The following is a 16,526-nucleotide window of genomic DNA, read 5'->3' on the forward strand; positions in this document are numbered from 1 at the left end:
TTTCTGTTCGTTAAGTAGATATCCTGAAATCAATTAACCTAGTGCTACATCAAGAATCATCATTAATGTAAATCCGATCATTAAACTCATCGAAGCCAAATCTTTATTTCCTTTTTCTTGTGAACTTGGAATCACTTCTTCTGCTACAACAAAGATCATTGCACCAGCCGCAAAGCTTAATGCGTACGGTAATAATGGTTCAATAAAGGAAACAGCAAATGCACCAATGACAGCAGCAATCGGTTCGACCATTCCCGAAAATTGTCCGTATTGAAAGCTTTTAGCTCGGGACATCCCTTCCGCTCTTAATGGCATCGAAACTGCGACACCTTCGGGAAAGTTTTGGATACCAATTCCAAGTGCTAATGTAATAGCACCGGCTAGAGAAGCTTCTGTTCCGCCATTTGCAAGGGCACCGAAAGCAATGCCAACTGCCAGACCTTCTGGGATATTATGCAGCGTAATCGCAAGTACTAGCAGTGTACTTCTTTTTCTTTTTTTCTGATGAATTCCTTCCGCTTCTTCAACAGGGGTATTAGGATGTAAGTGGGGTAAAATCTTATCAATCCCCCATAAGAAAACACCACCTAACATAAAACCAATGGCTGCTGGAAACCACGCTCCAATTGTGTTTCCTTCAGATAATTCAATCGATGGACCTAACAAAGACCAATAACTAGCAGCAATCATGACACCACCAGCAAATCCCAACATACTATCCATTAATCGTTGATTGATGCTTTTCGTTGCAAAAACGAGACTCGCCCCTAATGCAGTCATTCCCCAAGTAAATAAAGTAGCGATAAGTGCTTGTATGATTGGATTAAAATTCTGAAAAAATTCAATCATGATGAAGATAGGTCCCCTTCCTTAAATGTTAGAGAGTTACACTATTTTAAATAACTAGTTACTACAGTTTAACACTAATTTTACTAGTATCTAAATTTAAAGTTCCAGAAAAAAGAAGAAACAGTACCTAGTTGATGGTACTGTCCTTTTTAATCTTATCTTCCAGTAAGTTTGAATTTGTATCGAACTTTAGATGAGAGAAAACGATCTATGATTTCTTGATCATCACTAGTTTAAATCAGCAACAAAGACAATCCCGGAATAAATAAAATAAACAACGCAGCAATAATCAGAACGATAATAAATGGAAAGGTTCCTTGAACAACATTAGAAAAAGGCGTTTTACTCACACCTGAGGCAACAAAAAGATTGAGTCCAAATGGCGGTGTTAACATCCCAATCGCTAAGGTAACAATCATAATAATTCCAAAATGAATCGGGTCAATGCCAAATTCGTATACAATCGGCAAAAACAACGGAACAAAAATTAATACTGCTGCACTTGTATCCATGAACATCCCAACCACTAACAAAATGACAAACACCATAAGCAAGAAAATAATCTTAGTATCTGCATATTCTAAGAAAAAGGCAGCGATTTCTTTTGGAATATTCTCATAAGTTAGGTACCAGCTAAACACATTTGATGCTGCAATCACTAACATGATCATGGATGAGGTAATGACAGCTTTTCGAGTTACACGATATATTTTCTTCCATGTAAGTTCTTTGTACACAAAACAACCAACTAGCAAACTATAAACAATTGCTACAGCAGCCGCTTCTGTCGGTGTAAAAACACCAATATAAATACCACCTAACACAATAACTGGTAACAAAATCCCTAAAAATGCGTTCAAGAACGATCGTATCAGTTCTCCGAAGCTTACTCGCTTCTCTGGCTGATGCCCTTGTTTTTTAGCAATCAGATAGCTGACTACAATTAAAACAAGACCGATAAAAACCCCTGGCATAATTCCTGCAATAAACAGATCTCCAATTGACACTTCAGCAGCAGAACCGTAAACCAGAAGTGTAATACTTGGAGGAATGATAATCCCTAGAGATCCGGCTGCTGTCATTAAACCAACAGAGAAATTTCTAGAATAATCCGCTTCACGTAAAGAAGGAATCATAACCCCACCGATAGCTGCTACTGTAGCGGGGCTAGAACCTGACAATGCCGCAAATAGCATGGAGGACATCACCCCTGCGATTGGTAATCCACCAGTCGTCCACCCAACCAATTTACGAGCAAAATCAATGATTCTTTTCGATGTTCCACCAGACAACATCAAATCTCCAGCGAAAATAAAAAATGGTATTGCCATCAATGTAAAGGAATCAATCCCAGAAAAAAGTGTCCGTGCAAAGACATCAATTGAAATTCCTTGCTGATACATCGCCACAAAGCTAGCTATTCCAATAGCAATAGCAATCGGTGCACCAATCAACAGCAAAGCGATAAAAATGAATAAAATCATTTCTCCACGACCTCCTCTGGGTGCTCTTCCTCATCAGAATAAGACCGCTTCACATCTATAAATAGCATTTGAAGAAAACGAAACAGCATCAACCCTCCACCAACTGGAATGGACAAATACGGTATCGCCATTGGTACACCTAATGCTGGTGTAACATTTCCGAGCTCCACTACACTGGAAACCATCTCAACACCTGTCCATATCAAGATCAAGCAAAAAACAATCCCTGCTAAATTAGCGAAGACAGAAAACACCTTTTTTCCTGCCGGCGGAAGAAAGGTAACTAGTGCATCAACTGTCGCATGTCCTTTTTCCCTGACTGCAATGCTGCTACCAATCAAAACTAGCCAAATAATTAAAAAGCGAGCAGTCTCCTCCGACCAAATCAAAGAATAATTAAACAGATAACGTAATACCACTTGTATAAAAATCAAAATAGAAGCCATTATCATAGAAATAACAGCAATACCTTCTTCGATATGATTAATAAACTGATTGACCTTGCTCATACAAAGCCCCCTTAAACTTAGCTTATATTATCAGCCATCTAATTAAATACATGGTTATAGTGCAAAATAAGAGCGATCACTCGCTCTTATCCCACCTTAATGATGTCCTTCTATTCAATTAACTCAATGATCTTATCCGCATCCTCAAATTTATCATGGAATTCATCATATACTCCGCTTAAAGCATCCTTAAAAGCCTCTTTCTGCTCACTAGTCAACTCATTTATTTCCACATCAGACTCTTCTAATATCTGCATATACTCCTCTTCATCACTTGCTGACACATCCCATTGCCATTCCGTTACCTCCATTGCCACCTCTTCAACCGCTTCCTGCAGATCAGCGGACAAACTGTCATAGAAAGACTGGCTAATGATAAGAGGGTATCCCATGTAACCATGTGCACTTAACGTGACATAATCTTGCACTTCATAAAATTTTTGACTAATAACGTTCGACAAAGGATTTTCCTGACCGTCGACAGTACCTGTTTGCAAGGAAGTATACAGTTCAGAAAAGTCGATGGACACCCCACCTGCATTTAAGGCTTTAAATTGTGAGATTAATAAAGGACTTTGTGACGCACGCATCTTTAAGCCATCTAAATCTTCTGGCGTTTCAATCGGCCTTTCCGAGTTTGTAAAATGCTTAAACCCGCCATCCCAGAAACCAATTAGTTTTAAGTTTTGTTCCTCTAACTTCTCACTTAGATAGTCCCCTAACTCCCCATTCACTGCTTCAAATGCATGCTCTCGATCTTCAAAAAGATAAGGTAGATCAAATACTTCAAACTCTTCTACAAAAGTTGGAAGAACACCAGTGAACGGAGCATTCATATGAACTGTACCAGATTGCATTTGCTCCAAAATCTCTCGGTCACTGCCCAGTTGAGAGTCCGGATAAATTTCTACTGTTATTTGCCCATCCGTCCTCTCTTCCAGTAACTCTCCAAATTTCTCTGCCCCTTTCCCCTTTGCTGTAGAAGGACTGACCACATGCGCAAATTTCAAGACATATGCTTCATCATCTTCGTTATTAGCTTCTGTTTCCTCATTGGTTTCGGTGTTGTCACTATCTGTATCGCCACCATCATTATCTCCATCCGTTTCTGAAGAACCACAAGCAACCAATGTGAGTAAAATCAATACCATCATACTCATAATAAGCCCCTTCATACCAAAACCCCTCTCTATAATTACCTCCCCTTACTCACTATATGAAGCTCGTCCTGAAAAATAACTAATTAATAAAGTGAACATAATCTCCTTGTAAATGAAAAGCATACAAAAATCCCTGATCAACTCTTTAAGAATTAATCAGGGAAAATACGTAATCTATTTCGGGTATTCTATTGTTTATTGCTCTAAAATAGACCGGAACTCATAGCTCCCAGATTCCACCTCATACACAGCCTTACCGTCCTTATATTCCACAAAAGTAACACCGTCAACCTTTTTAGTCGGCTGATTAGACTCTTTTACTGTGTTTTCATTGTATACCAGGTAGATAATAGAGGAGAAGAACCCAAAATCACAAACTCATTCTGGGACTTCTGTTATGCTCTGTATCAGTTTTTAAACCGATTTGCTGGCAATCCGCTTACATTAGGTTGAATAGAAAATAGACTTCCAGACAGCGGTAGATAGGCCAGTCCCTCAGCAGTCATACCCTCTCTTGCAGTTGTTATGTAAAGTGTGTCAAAATCATCTCCGCCAAAAGCACATGAAGTAATGTTTTGTGCCGGTACTTCTACCGTAGACAAAACCTCTCCTGTATCCGGATTCCAACTACTTACTTTTCCTGCTCCCCACCCTGCAATCCAGAGCATACCTTCCGCATCAATCGTCATCCCATCTGGAAAACCATAATCTGCGGGGAACTGAAAGGCTACACGTTGATTCGTAATAGTTCCGCTTTCCAAGTTATAATCAAATACATAAATATTTCTAGTCGGTGTATCGATGAAATACATTTGTTGTTTTTCCAAATCCCACGCCATGCCATTGGAAGTTCGCAGTCCAGACAGTTTTGTTTCTATTTCAAGTGCATGATCTAAACAATACAACGAACCTTCAGGATCATTATTATTCTTTTGCATCGTTCCTGCCCAAAACCTACCCGCAGGATCGACCTTCCCGTCATTGAATCGATTATCTGGTCTGTCAGCTTCCGGATCATGGATTGGGGTCATTTGTCCTGTTTCTGTATCATAAAAATAAAAACCATGTTCCGCTGCCAAAACTAATCGCCCATCTTCAGCCACAACAACCGCACCGACCATCTGATCGATCTCAAATGTGTCGTTCTGCCTTGTTTTCGGATTGAACCGATGAATGGCCTTACCTGAAATATCTGTCCAAAACAAAACTTGTTTTCTTTCATCCCAACAAGGACCTTCGCCGAGCAATGCTTTGAACTCATAAACTAATTCTGCTTTCATCATGATTTTCCTCCCTTTTCATACGCATTCAGATATTCGAACCTATATCAATGGTTTTTCAATGCTATAGACTTTATTTAGCGATTATATTTTCTAGTTTTATTATAGCATGCAGAAAACGTAGCATGAACCAAGAACATGATTATACGGATTAGCAACCTGAATAATCCATGATTCTGTTATTGACAAAGATCGACAATCTTGAGATAATAACTTCAATTAAATATTGGTACCTTTAATTCAGTCCCGTGAGGCTGACAAGGACAACGGATTGGAAAATAGGCTACACGTGTATATATTTACAAGACACATGTATCTATTTGTCAAAAGCTTCTTGTCAGTCGGGCAGGAAGCTTTTTTTGTTAATAAGCTTGGTGGGAAATCTTCCAAACTCGTTGTATGAGAATTTCCCCTCTCTTATCATTGTCTCTTATCATTGAATAAACTGCTCGACGCTGGTACCAGTAATAGGACAAGGGGGAACTTATAATGGATAAAGAATTTTCACTTCAAGCAGTACCACACTCCTATCGAAATGGCTTCTTAAAAATGTTTGTCGTGATGCTAGGATTTACGTTCTTCTCTGCAAGTATGCTTTCTGGTGGAGAATTAGGACTTGGTTTAACGATGGTAGAATTTATATGGATGGTTTTACTAGGAAACCTGATTCTTGGATTGTATACAGGGGGACTCGCTTATATAGCTGCCAAAACAGGTTTATCTACTCACTTACTTGCACGTTATGCCTTTGGTGAGAAGGGGTCTTATCTAGCTTCTTTCTTATTAGGTGCCACACAAGTAGGCTGGTTTGGTGTCGGATTAGCCATGTTTGCCGTACCAGTTAATAAAGTAACAGGCATTGATATGTTAACATTAATCATTATTTCGGGAATTGTCATGACTTTTTCTGCTTTCTTTGGGATGAAGGCATTAGCCATTCTGAGCTTGGTCGCAGTTCCAGCAATTGCGATTCTTGGAAGTGTGTCTGTTGGTATTGCGATAAGTGATTTAGGTGGGCTACCTGAGTTATTTGCCTATCAACCGGAAGCAACGATGAGCTTAGCGGCAGCACTTACTATCTGTGTCGGATCCTTCGCAAGTGGTGGGACATTAACACCAGACTTTGCTCGCTTTGCTAAGACAAAAAAGACTGCTGTTATCACAACATTAATCGCCTTTTTTATCGGTAACTCATTAATGTTTCTGTTCGGTGCGGTAGGTGCCATTTCAACTGGTCTCGGTGATATATCAGAAGTAATGTTTGTCCAAGGCTTGATTGTACCAGCCATTATCGTATTAGGGTTAAATATTTGGACAACAAACGATAATTCCTTATACGCTTCTGGCCTAGGCTTTTCCAATATAACAAAAATTAAGAAAAGTAAAGTAGTCATCTTCAATGGAATTGTCGGGACTATCTTTGCCATGTGGCTATATAATAATTTTGTTGGTTGGTTAACCTTACTCGGAGCAGCACTTCCACCCATTGGTGCTATACTATTAGCTGACTTCTTCTTGTTAAGAAAAGGTCGCTATCCAGCATTAGAAGAAATGGCATTTCAAGTGATTCGTTGGCCTGCTATAATTGCTTGGGTAGGTGGATTTGCAGCAGCACAATGGTTACCAGGAATACCACCATTAAATGGCATAATAGGTGCAATTATGTTATATGTAGGTTTGACACTAGTAACAGAGAAGGTATTTAAAACAGAGAAAAGTATAGTGTTAGGAAAAGAGGTATAAATCGTGATTATTCAAAATGCAACATTGCCAAAACGAGAAGGGCTATGGAATATCTATATCGAGAATGGAAAGTTTTCGAAAATAGAAGAAGCAAAAGACATAGAAGGCGCACTAGATATAGAAGGTAAATTAGTGAGTGCTCCTTTTATTGAACCCCATGTTCACCTTGATACGACATTAACAGCAGGTGAGCCAAAATGGAATGAAAGTGGTACACTTTTCGAAGGGATTTCCACTTGGGCCGAACGAAAGAAATCACTAACGGTTGCAGACGTCAAAGCTAGAGCGACAAAAGCGTTAAAATGGCAAATTGCACAGGGTATACAGCATGTTCGAACGCATGTCGATGTATGTGATCCAACATTGACGGCGATGAAAGCATTGTTGGAAGTAAAAGAGGAAATGAGGGAATATATTGACCTTCAGTTGGTTGCATTCCCTCAAGAAGGCTATTTGTCTTATCCAAATGGTGCTGAGCTTGTAGAGGAAGCATTAAGAATGGGTGCTGACGTTGTTGGTGGAATTCCACACTTTGAATTCACTCGTGAATATGGTGTGGAATCCATGAAAATTGCATTTGATTTAGCAGAAAAATATAATCGTTTAGTTGATATTCATTGTGATGAGATCGATGATGAGCAATCTCGCTTTATTGAGGTTGTCGCTGCAGAAGCATATAAACGTAACTTAGGCAGTAGAGTTACAGCTAGCCATACAACTGCTATGCATTCCTATAATAGCGCCTATGTATCGAAATTGATGAAGCTTCTTGGGCTTGCTAAGATTAATTTTATTGCTAACCCACTTGTTAATATTCACTTACAAGGGCGCTTTGATGATTACCCAAAACGACGTGGTATAACCCGCGTGAAAGAATTAACAGAAGCAGGATTAAACGTTAGTTTTGGGCATGATGATATTTTTGACCCATGGTATCCACTTGGAACAGGGAATATGCTGCAAGTATTACATATGGGAATACATGTGACGCATTTAATGGGATACCATCAGATTATAAATGCTTTTGATTTCATTACAGAAAATAGTGCGGTAACCCTAGATATCCAAGATAAATATGGAATAGAAGTTGGCAAACCAGCTAATTTCATCATCCTAAATGCCAGCAATATTTATGATGCGGTTCGAAAACAAGCAGAAGTATTAGCATCTTATCGGAATGGTGTAAAGCTAGCAGGCACGAAGCCAAAAGAAACAGCTATTTATTTAGATGTAGAAGAAACAATTGATTTTGAACGATAATGTGCACCGTGTAAAGGGATTGTCTTAAGCCTTTGATAGACCTAGGCCAATCCCTTTTAACTAGCACTATATATTATTTATACATGTTAAGATGTTATTTCACTAACTGTATGAATAGGAAGTACACATTGTATATCTTTCTCTGTACCTGAGGCTTCTGGTGTAGGGTGAAAATAATTCATATGTTCGGATATAAATGCTGCATGGTTCGACATTAGAGGATTAGTGACTTTATGATGGGAAATGATGATATGATTATCTGTGAGCTCTACCGCACGCCATGCTTGCTCATCTAAACAAGCCGCAACTTGCACAAATGTCCAGTTACCTTGGTGCACTATAGAGTTTTGATGGTTATGGCCATTAAAGTAAACAGCTTGCCCTTTTTTCTTTTCTAAGACGCGCCACATATCTATGTTGGAGTCAATAGATAATTTATCGATATCAGAGCGGGAGGTTGTATTGTATACCGGATGGTGTGCAAAGACAAATAGTGGTTTTGTTCCAGATGCTTCGACGACTTCTTCTAACCAAGCCAATTGCTCTTGGTTAATTGATCCACCCCAATCCTCATAATCCATTTCTTTTGCAGTATTCAAGAAGGCAAAAATCGCATTTCCTTTAGCAATGGTATGGTATAAAGGTTGACCAGTTATTTTTAAGACATTCTCAATAGATTGTGCATACAAATCGTGATTACCTAATACATGATAGAAATTTCTATCTTTACTATTAATGATCTGATAAACTTCTTCAAGCTCATCTGTAGGACCATAATGAGTTAAGTCACCAAGAGAAATATGTAGATCCGCTTCACTACCAAGAAAATGATCTAGAAAAGAACGATAGAAATCCCTCTTCGCTTCTTCTAATCCTTCAACACTAGAATCAACTTTTGGAAAATGCAAGTCACCTATAACAGCAAATTTCATCTAATCCCTCCTTAGTTAAAGAATACCTTATTAATGTTAATTGAACATAAACATTTAGTAAAAAAACGTAAATTTACTACAAAAGATATTTATCTTTGTTTACTAGGTTAAATTTGGTATCATTAAATCAGAACGTATGTTTTGTATAAAAAAAGATTAATGAACTCTTACTCCATTCCCTAACTCAGCAGGCAGACATGTAGCTATTATGCAAGCACCTACGGGAAAATAAGGAGAAGCAAAGGACGAGAATATGGAATTTAAAGAAGCTATCAAAAGTTCATTTGTATTAATTGGTTTTAGCGGAGCTGGAAAATGGGATGGAAATATTGTTAATCCTATTCCGGAATTATTAGAGAAATCATATCGTTTTTTTAGTAAATACAAGATAAGTAAAATAGTTGGAGTATGTCTTCCGCCAAGAAGTGACCATTATTTCTACACTTGTGGCATGGAGATAGAGTCTGTTGATTTCCACAAAGTTGAACAAGGAATGACATTACATACCTTTCCTTCACAAAAATATGTAGTATTTAAACATATTGGTCATGCTAAAGAAATTCCAAATAGTTATGGAAAACTATGGAACATATTTGAAGAGCAAGGTTATAATATAAAAAAAGGAATGCCCGAAATTGAAATTGTAGCAACTAATATGTTCGAAAAAGAAGAAACAAATGAGTATGAGATGGAGATTTGGATACCAATAGAATAATATGCTATAAGTTTTTATTTCTTTTAAAAGGAGAGATTAGCCTGATTCCGATAAAAAAAGCTTACGGCTATGTGACAAGGCTTAGAGAAGGAAAAATGCAATTATTGGTTTTTCAACATTCTATTTCTGAAGCTGGAATACAAATACCAAAAGGTACAATAAAGAATGAAGAAGAAACACATCATGCTGTGATTAGAGAAATTCAAGAGGAAACAGGATTGGAACATTTTGAAGTGGAACAATTGATTGCGGAAGACTACTGGAAAAATAATGATGGAGCTATTCATCATAGGTTTTTTTACAAAATAAATATCTCTGACGCACCCGATGAATGGAATTACCAGCCAACAGGTGGAGGAGAGGAAGAAGGACTAACCTTTCATTTCTTTTGGATTTCATCAAAAGATGAAGTGAAGCTTATACGTGGTCATGGAGATTATTTGAGCATTATCTTTGATGAATGGTGATGTTAGACTTAGCGCTCTTGTTATCCCTCTTTCATATTCTTTAATCTAATCTTTGTTTAAAGAAAGGAGAGTTTTTTGCTAAAGACATCTGTGAAAACATGGAATTGGTTAGGGTTTATCTTTTTGCTTCTCTCGATTTCTAGCGCTCTATTAAATATTTCTGTGTTTGGCTCAACCTATATAGTTTTTTATGGACTTAGTGTTATTGGTTTTATTATTGGATTTACTGGCTGGTTACTTCTCAAGTCTCAACCAGTTGATTCCATAACTAGAATTGCAGGGAATATTGGATGCTTTGGTAACTTAGCAATTGTCATCTTATTTTTTCTTCCATTTTACTTCCTTTGGGGGACTTATATTTTTGGCCCCTAAACCATGGTGGATATAGCAATCTATAAGAAACACACCCCGAATCCAAATGGTAAACTAAAACAAAAAGGAGGAAGCTCTATGTCCATACTTAATCAAGATATTATTCCCCATTTATGGTATGACAAGGAAGCGAATGAAGCAGCAACGTTTTATACTACTATTTTTCCTGACTCCAGAATTACAAATCGTACAGTTCTTAAAGATACTCCATCAGGTGACGCTGATTTAATCTCATTTGAGCTCTGGGGACACCAATTCATGGCAATTAGCGCAGGGCCTTATTTCACATTTAATCCGTCAGTGTCTTTTATGGTTAATTTTGATCCTTCAAGAGAGAAAGACGCGAGTGAGAAATTAGATAACGTTTGGAACCAATTGTCCGAAAGTGGCACGGTATTAATGCCACTTGATAAATATCCATTTAGCGAGAAATATGGTTGGATTAAAGACAAGTATGGTCTGTCCTGGCAATTAATCCTCTCCGATCCAGAAGGTGAAGAGCGCCCGACAATAATACCCTCGCTAATGTTTGTTGGAGAAAGATGCGGAAAAGCGGAAGAGGCGATTCAATTTTATTTGTCCTTATTTAAAAATTCACGGCAGGGACAAATTGTCCGCTACCCTCAAGGGATGGAGCCTGATAAGGAAGGAACAATTATGTTTGCGGACTTCATGCTCGAAAATAATTGGTTTGCGGCAATGGACAGTGCTCAAGATCATGCATTCAATTTCAATGAAGCAGTCTCATTCATGGTATATTGCGACACACAAGATGAGATTGATTACTATTGGGACAAACTGTCTGCGGTTCCTGAATCCGAACAATGCGGATGGTTAAAAGATAAGTACGGAATTTCATGGAAAATAGTTCCAAAGGCAATGAATGAAATCATGAGAGAAGGCACACCAGAACAAATTGAACGTGTTAATCAAGCTACTCTTAAAATGAAGAAACTTGATGTGGCGGAGTTGCATAAAGCGTATACGAGGTAGTAATATCCATAAGAAAAGGAAGGCTTATCGACAAGCATAGCGAAAAGCCTTCCTTTTTTAATACTATAAAGCTTTCCATTATAAAAAGAGCCTTTGAAAATTCAAAGACTCAAACAGCAAAGTGAATAATGAAATGAAGTAAAAACAGACAAGCGATCACATAAAGTGTAAAGGATACTTTTCGTGCACTCCCTGTACTTAATTTCAAAATCACATAAAGAATAAATCCAATCGCAATTCCATCTGCAATGCTATAGGTGAAAGGGATCATCGCAATAATAAATATCGCAGGGAAAGACTCACTTAGATCACGCAAATCTAATTTCTTTATATCTTGAATCATAAGTCCTCCGATGATCATCAATACCGGCGCAATCGCATTGGCAGGAATCATTTGGATATATGGAATAAAAAACGTAACAATTAAAAACAAGAAACCTGTCGTAATCGTCGTTAATCCTGTTCGGCCACCTGCCGTAATAGCTGCCGTTGTTTCCGCAGTTGATACGGTAGGACTCGAGCCAAAAAGACCAGATAACATAACCGAGATTCCATTTGCCTGAAAAGCTTTTTTAAACTTCTCAGGGCGATTCGTTGCAGCTACATGGCTATACGTTAAACCAACATTCTCAAATAACACCACCATAGTAATTGAAAATACCGCAACTAAATACGGTAATGTTGCCCAATCGACAAAAGAAAAAGCTCCAAGTACTTCCTGATATCCTTGCAAGGAAAATGACTCATTTGTTTTAGAAGGTAGTACTCCTAATAAAAAAGCAATTCCAGTTCCAAACAGTATCGTCCATAAGAAGTTACCTTTGACATTGCGAATAAATAATATTAACGCAATGATAAACGTAACGATTGTCGCAAAGACAGCAGGATCACTGAAATCTCCCAAGGCAATAATAGATTGATCGCCGCGCTCAACTAGATGCCCCTTCTCTAAACCGATCAACATAAGAAATAGTCCAATTCCGATATTGATCGCCAGCTTAATCGATTCCGGAATCGCATTTTTTATCACCGTTGTCAGCGATGAAAATGCAATCAATGTGAAAACAAGACCAGATACAGTAGTAACTCCGAGCGCTTGCTGCCACGTAAGCTCCATCGACTGTACAAGCGTATAAGTAAACATTGCATTGATCCCCATACCTGGAACGACTAGAATTGGAGCATTGGCATATAGCCCCATTATCAGACAACCGACAAAAGAAGTAAGGATGGTTCCTAGTACTGCTCCTTCTAAAGGAACACCCGCTTCTGATAATATCAAGGAATTCACTGCAATAATGTAAGCAATCGTGAAAAACCCGATTAATCCCGCAGACAATTCTTGTTTTACGCTAGTCTCATGTTGTCTTAATTGAAAAATATCTTTTCTCAATGTAATTCCTTCTATTCAATTATCCCTCTCCCGACCCGCTCTAATAAAAGAGCCAACTTATATTGTATTAAATTTAAGGAAGTTGTCAACTCTAATTTGCCAATCGGCCCAGTAATCACAGAATTTCTGCTAACTATAACAACCTCATATCGCTTCATGTCCAATAGTTCTCAAATTGATATTTGTATTATCTCATATCGCGATTTATAATAAAGACAACAGCATGAAAACGCTTCATAAAATGTATAACTCTTTGAAAGAAGAGCATGAGGAGGACTTCATATGAGCCAATTAGAAAGAAATGACAAAATGGAACACCTACTAGAGAAAAACAAATTTACTGAAGAAACCATCTTAAACATGACAGACGAGCAAATAGAATATTTTCACTGGCTCTATTTCGAGGAATCTGTATATGATTTAATGTAAGATGAAATATAAAATATATTCACAGCTCTTGGTTGAATGAATCCGAGAGCTGTTTTTTAATGCTGTCTCTGTAAACCCATTTGTAATTGCTGCCGTCTGAATCAATCGAATTGAAAGATAAGGACTTCTTCTTTATCCTATTTATTATTGTTTTCCTCATTACAGCAAAATATGGAAAGTAAAAGTAATCCAGGAATGGTAAGTTGTTATCATATCAGATCTTAAGAATCTGTTGATAATTAAAATAAGATGGAGATAAAACAAATGATCAATAATAAGGGAAGGATCACAAAAACAGGTCTCATTCGTTGGACAGGCTTATTCGCTATTTTGGCAGGGATTTTATACATCGTCATTCAGTTTATTCACCACCCAGCAGATAATATATCTTCAGTAAACTCAGACTCCTGGGTAATAGTTGCGTGCTTGACAGTTGCGATGTCCATCTTTAACTTAATTGGAATCATTGGAATCTACTCGAGACAAGTAGAAGAGAGCGGATGGCTTGGCTTAGTTGGATTTTTAATCTTTAGCCTATTTTGGTTAGATTCGACGGCATTTAGTTTCATCGAAGCTTTTGTATTACCAATGCTCACTAAAGATACTCCGGAATATGTGGCAGGTTTCTTAGGGATCTTTGGCGGAAATGAAAGCGAGGTTAATCTTGGCATTAGCACCGATAGCAGGAGGACTGTATACAATTGGCGGCCTTTTGCTAGGGATCGCTACTTTCCGTGCTAATGTCTTACCACGGTTGGCCGCAGCCCTGCTTGCTATTGCTGCAGTGGTGACACTCGCTGCTGCAATCATCCCCCATCCACTCGACCGGCTATTAGCCATACCTATGGGAGCAGCACTAATTTGGTTAGGGTATGCTCTTTGGTCAGGACGTGAAAAAAGCATCAAAAAATTATCAAATCTCTCATTAGAGGTGTAAATTTTTCTCCTAGTCGACGTTTGTAAAAGTACTTAAGCCTAATTTCTCGCTAAAGATACGGAATTAGGCTTTTTGCTCTTTTGCGTTGGATACATGCGAACTGTAGAAAATTATAATCAATAATAATAGAAACTATTAAGTTACAATTCTCTGCATCATTTTCTTTTGATGGATAAGTCTATTTATTTAATTGTGGAGAATCTGGATGTAGTTGCATGAATTCAATCCGGTTACCATCAGGGTCTTTTATCCAACATTGATGATTTAAATCTAATCCTTGCTGTGGCTCTACATCTAATGTTAACCCTTTTTCTTTTAAGTGGTCTGCAATTTCATTTATATCGTCTACTTCTAAACACAAATGATTATAACCAATAGTCTCACCATCTATGGTAGTTTGTTTCTTACCTCCATAGAATAATTCGATAAATTGTCCTTCACAAACTTTTAAATAAATAATCCACGGCTCATTATCTTGATTATGTAATTCAAACAGCTTTTCAAAACCCAATTGATCACAATAAAACTCTAATGATCTCTCCATATTTTGAACAGTAAACGCAGTATGACTGATACCTTTAATCATCTTTTCTCCCCCTTTTATTGTTATCGCTTTCTTTATTTTAACACATTACTCAGATTCCTAACAAAATAGCTGCTAAGAGATAGGTCTCAACAGCCTGAAAATTCGTCTTATTTTATCCATCAATCTCCTCAAACCGCTCCTTTCTCCCGAACTTTCCTATCTTTTACCAACAAATATACATACAACAAAATCGAAATCGTCGCTGAGACGGCACCTGTCATGTAAATATAGCTGTAACCAAAACCGGAAGCAATGAAACCAAATCCAATCGCACCAACTCCAACACCTAAATCAAAGAAAGAAAAGAAAGTCGCATTTGCCATTCCTTTGCGGTTATCCGGCGCTTGGTTTACTGCCCATGCTTGAAGTGCAGGTTGAACAGTACCAAAACCCAAGCCATACAAAGCAGCAGCTAAATACATAACAAAAGAATTTGGTAGCCAAGCTAATAATACCATAGCGATTAAAATTAAAAACGTCCCTGGAAGAAACACGACAATATGCCCTTTTTTATCATACAATTGTCCGGCAAATGTTCTCGTGATCATCAAGAAAATCGCAAAAACTAAAAAGTAAACCTCGATTCCTGCTATTCCTTCTTGCTCCGTATATAACGGCAGAAATGAAGCAATTCCACCAAAACATGTTGTAATAAAAAATAATAGTAGCGAAGGTCGCAGTGCCTTTTTTTCCAATACATCAAACCTTGGAGCAACTACCTTTTTCGCCTCCGGGTCAACAGGTTTATATCTAATTTGGCTAGACAACAAAAGCGCTACTAACCCTAATGCTGAACAAATTAAAAACAAGGTCGTAAATGAAATATAACCGTATAAAGTAAGTCCTAATGCTGGCCCGAAGGCAAGCGCAATATTACCGGATAGACCGAAATAGCCCATTCCTTCTCCCCGTCTACTTTCTGGAATCAAATCTGTCGCAATGGTACCAGTAGCTGTTGTCGAGAAGCCCCAGCCTAACCCTTGGACACAACGCAGAATAAACAAAAAGACAATACTAGTAATAAACGCATAAGATCCAATAGAAATAACAAAAATCCCCAAACCAATCATATAGACAAACTGCCTTCCCCTAGTTTCCAACGCATGTCCGGCAGTCGGACGTAAAAGTAATGCAGAAAAAGTAAAAATACCAGTAATGATGCCTATAAACTCATCACTTCCGCCTAAGTGCTGGACAAACAGTGGAATCGTTGGCAACGTCATCTGAAATCCTAAAAAGATAAAAAAATTTGCCATACAAATCAAGGCAAAATCCTTTGTCCAAATCTTCTCTTTTTTCTTTAGCGATTGACTCACAAGCAGGACTCCTTTATTTCGATAGTCGAAACATATTATAACGCAAGACATATGCCGATGAAAACATTATGCCTATTAAGTAAGGTATATCCTATAACTTA

17 protein-coding genes are annotated in these 16,526 nt (G+C 37.9%); 8 read left to right on the forward strand and 9 right to left on the reverse strand.

Annotated features, from left to right (window positions below):
* Positions 1-33 precede the first annotated feature (33 nt).
* The 5 genes from GHT08_RS07555 to GHT08_RS07575 all read right to left on the reverse strand — a co-directional run bounded on the left by GHT08_RS07555 (position 34) and on the right by GHT08_RS07575 (position 5,285).
* Positions 34-849 (reverse strand): ZIP family metal transporter, encoded by an 816-nt coding sequence (locus GHT08_RS07555; RefSeq protein WP_163580822.1) that lies wholly within the window; start codon positions 847-849, stop codon positions 34-36.
* Positions 850-1,082: 233 nt separating this feature from the next.
* Positions 1,083-2,333, reverse strand: a complete 1,251-nt coding sequence (locus GHT08_RS07560; protein ID WP_163580823.1) for a TRAP transporter large permease — start codon at positions 2,331-2,333, stop codon at positions 1,083-1,085.
* A complete protein-coding gene (locus tag GHT08_RS07565) occupies positions 2,330-2,842 on the reverse strand; it encodes a TRAP transporter small permease (protein WP_163580824.1) in 513 nt (170 codons plus the stop codon). Before GHT08_RS07565 ends, GHT08_RS07560 begins: the two co-directional genes overlap by 4 nt.
* A gap of 110 nt (positions 2,843-2,952) precedes the next feature.
* Complete coding sequence (locus GHT08_RS07570; protein ID WP_238343519.1) at positions 2,953-4,002, reverse strand: TRAP transporter substrate-binding protein; 1,050 nt, start codon at positions 4,000-4,002, stop codon at positions 2,953-2,955.
* Positions 4,003-4,409: 407 nt separating this feature from the next.
* On the reverse strand, positions 4,410-5,285 hold the full coding sequence (locus GHT08_RS07575; RefSeq protein WP_337747248.1) for an SMP-30/gluconolactonase/LRE family protein: 876 nt from the start codon (positions 5,283-5,285) through the stop codon (positions 4,410-4,412).
* Positions 5,286-5,771: 486 nt separating this feature from the next.
* Here GHT08_RS07575 and codB point away from each other — a divergent pair, with 486 nt between their 5' ends.
* Together codB and codA are read left to right on the forward strand one after the other, a co-directional pair.
* Positions 5,772-7,025 carry a cytosine permease gene (gene codB, locus GHT08_RS07580; RefSeq protein WP_163580826.1) on the forward strand — a complete coding sequence of 418 codons (1,254 nt, stop codon included), beginning with the start codon at positions 5,772-5,774 and terminating at the stop codon, positions 7,023-7,025.
* Between the two features lie 3 nt (positions 7,026-7,028).
* Positions 7,029-8,285 (forward strand): cytosine deaminase, encoded by a 1,257-nt coding sequence (gene codA, locus GHT08_RS07585; protein WP_163580827.1) that lies wholly within the window; start codon positions 7,029-7,031, stop codon positions 8,283-8,285.
* 86 nt (positions 8,286-8,371) lie between these two features.
* On the opposite strand, the gene GHT08_RS07590 is transcribed toward codA, so the two are convergent.
* Positions 8,372-9,217, reverse strand: coding sequence for a metallophosphoesterase family protein (locus tag GHT08_RS07590; protein ID WP_163580828.1), 846 nt, complete (start codon positions 9,215-9,217; stop codon positions 8,372-8,374).
* Between the two features lie 253 nt (positions 9,218-9,470).
* Here GHT08_RS07590 and GHT08_RS07595 point away from each other — a divergent pair, with 253 nt between their 5' ends.
* The 4 genes from GHT08_RS07595 to GHT08_RS07610 all read left to right on the forward strand — a co-directional run bounded on the left by GHT08_RS07595 (position 9,471) and on the right by GHT08_RS07610 (position 11,764).
* Entirely contained in the window at positions 9,471-9,932 is a 462-nt protein-coding gene (locus tag GHT08_RS07595; protein ID WP_163580829.1) for a GyrI-like domain-containing protein, read from the forward strand.
* The gene (locus GHT08_RS07600; RefSeq protein WP_238343520.1) at positions 9,914-10,399 is read left to right on the forward strand and encodes an NUDIX hydrolase; all 486 of its coding nucleotides are present in this window, start codon (positions 9,914-9,916) and stop codon (positions 10,397-10,399) included. Before GHT08_RS07595 ends, GHT08_RS07600 begins: the two co-directional genes overlap by 19 nt.
* Positions 10,400-10,474: 75 nt before the next feature.
* The gene (locus GHT08_RS07605; protein ID WP_163580830.1) at positions 10,475-10,771 is read left to right on the forward strand and encodes a hypothetical protein; all 297 of its coding nucleotides are present in this window, start codon (positions 10,475-10,477) and stop codon (positions 10,769-10,771) included.
* A gap of 78 nt (positions 10,772-10,849) precedes the next feature.
* Entirely contained in the window at positions 10,850-11,764 is a 915-nt protein-coding gene (locus GHT08_RS07610; protein ID WP_163580831.1) for a VOC family protein, read from the forward strand.
* Between the two features lie 109 nt (positions 11,765-11,873).
* Here GHT08_RS07610 and GHT08_RS07615 read toward each other — a convergent pair whose 3' ends face one another.
* Complete coding sequence (locus GHT08_RS07615; RefSeq protein WP_163580832.1) at positions 11,874-13,157, reverse strand: NCS2 family permease; 1,284 nt, start codon at positions 13,155-13,157, stop codon at positions 11,874-11,876.
* A gap of 282 nt (positions 13,158-13,439) precedes the next feature.
* Between GHT08_RS07615 and GHT08_RS07620 the strand changes: the two genes are divergently transcribed.
* A complete protein-coding gene (locus GHT08_RS07620) occupies positions 13,440-13,586 on the forward strand; it encodes a BH0509 family protein (RefSeq protein WP_163580833.1) in 147 nt (48 codons plus the stop codon).
* A gap of 264 nt (positions 13,587-13,850) precedes the next feature.
* A complete protein-coding gene (locus GHT08_RS07625; RefSeq protein WP_238343521.1) occupies positions 13,851-14,327 on the forward strand; it encodes a hypothetical protein in 477 nt (158 codons plus the stop codon).
* Between the two features lie 374 nt (positions 14,328-14,701).
* Here the strand turns inward: GHT08_RS07625 and GHT08_RS07630 are convergent, their stop codons facing one another.
* Positions 14,702-15,109 carry a VOC family protein gene (locus tag GHT08_RS07630; RefSeq protein WP_163580834.1) on the reverse strand — a complete coding sequence of 136 codons (408 nt, stop codon included), beginning with the start codon at positions 15,107-15,109 and terminating at the stop codon, positions 14,702-14,704.
* Between the two features lie 128 nt (positions 15,110-15,237).
* Positions 15,238-16,365: an MFS transporter gene (locus GHT08_RS07635; RefSeq protein ID WP_420370955.1), complete on the reverse strand. Its 1,128-nt coding sequence runs from the start codon at positions 16,363-16,365 to the stop codon at positions 15,238-15,240.
* Between the last annotated feature and the right edge of the window lie 161 nt (positions 16,366-16,526).

Origin of the sequence: Gracilibacillus saliphilus, from assembly GCF_010994085.1 — a bacterium.
GTDB lineage: Bacteria > Bacillota > Bacilli > Bacillales > Amphibacillaceae > Gracilibacillus > Gracilibacillus lacisalsi.